Below are 1,258 nucleotides of genomic sequence, written 5' to 3'. Positions count from 1 at the left end.
GCAGCACGTTGAGCTGCTTCAGTGCGGCATGCGGCGCCGAGGTCAGCGCATCGAGCAGGCTGGCCAGCGCATCGTGCATGAACTGGCAGACGCGTTGTGGGGAGATGGGCTGCGCCACCTGTGCGGTAAGCAGGAAGCCCTGACCCAGGTCGTCGACCGAGAAGGTCAGTGGGTAGTTGGTGCGCTCCGAGCCAGCCAACACCGTCATTTGGCCAAATGCACGGCTGTATTGGCCTGCACCGTCTTCAGAGCTGTAGCGGTAGTTGAGCAGTGAGGTGAACAGCGGCGACGGGGCGACCACCCCGCTGCAGCGCTGTGCCAGCGACAGCGGCGCATGCTCATGCCGCAGCAGCTGTGCCAGCAGCTTGTGAGCTGCCTTGAGACCGGCATCAGCCTGTTGTGCCACATTCAGGCATAGCGGCAAGGTGTTGATGAACAGGCCGATCCCGCGATCAGCGTGCTCGCCACCCTGCATGCGGCCGAACAAGACGGTGCCGAATACGACATCATCGCGCCCGCTGGTGCGGGCCAGCACCAAGGCCCAGGCCAGATGCATCAAGCTTGCTGTGCTCACGCCATGCGCACGCGCCTGCTCGCGCAAGCCCGTGGCAAGCGCATCATCCAGTTGCAGACGTGCTTCGGCGATATTGGCGCCGTTGCTTTGCACATCGAGCAGGCCAAACGGGGCGGTCGGCTCATCAATATGACCAAGCAACTGGCGGAAAAAGTGCTCGTGCTCAGAATCCGTCACGCCCAGACGCGCCTGCGCAACAAATTGGCGGAACGGCACCGGCGGTGGCAAGGTATCGCCCAGCCCTTGCTCGATCAGCGCGGCCTCTTCCAGCAGCAGCTCCAGCGTGGTGTGATCCACGACCAGATGGTGCGCCAGGATATGCAGCAACCAGCGGCCATTCGCCGCATCTTCGGCTGCATGGCAGCACAGCAGCGGCGCCTCGCGGATATCCAGCCGCGCCGTGGCCGGGTCAAACAGGGTGTTCATCCACTGCTGAACATCCTGGTCTGCAGGAGCATCCAGCACCGCTAGCTGCAACGCTGCCTTGCGCAATACCACCTGCACCGGCTGGGCCAGGTTTTCCCACGCCAGACGCGTGCGCAGGATGTCATGGCGGTCCACCACCTGTTGCACGCGCTCGACAAAGCGTTCCAGCAACTCACGGCTTTCAAAGCCGAACAGGCTGGGCAACAGATACGGATCACCCTCCTGCTCCATCAAGTGATGGAACAGGATGCCTTCCTG

The 1,258-nt window shown here is 63.0% G+C and carries 1 protein-coding gene; it reads right to left on the bottom strand.

The features are described from left to right. Nucleotides 1–1,258: condensation domain-containing protein (locus B9A19_RS21825; RefSeq protein ID WP_245804407.1), on the bottom strand; the 1,258-nt coding region annotated here is incomplete at both ends.

It is taken from the genome of Andreprevotia lacus DSM 23236 (assembly GCF_900176275.1).
In the GTDB taxonomy this organism is placed as follows: Bacteria; Pseudomonadota; Gammaproteobacteria; order Burkholderiales; family Chitinibacteraceae; genus Andreprevotia; species Andreprevotia lacus.
Note: the sequence above shows the minus strand (reverse complement) of the source record. Positions and strands in the feature narration are given on the sequence as shown.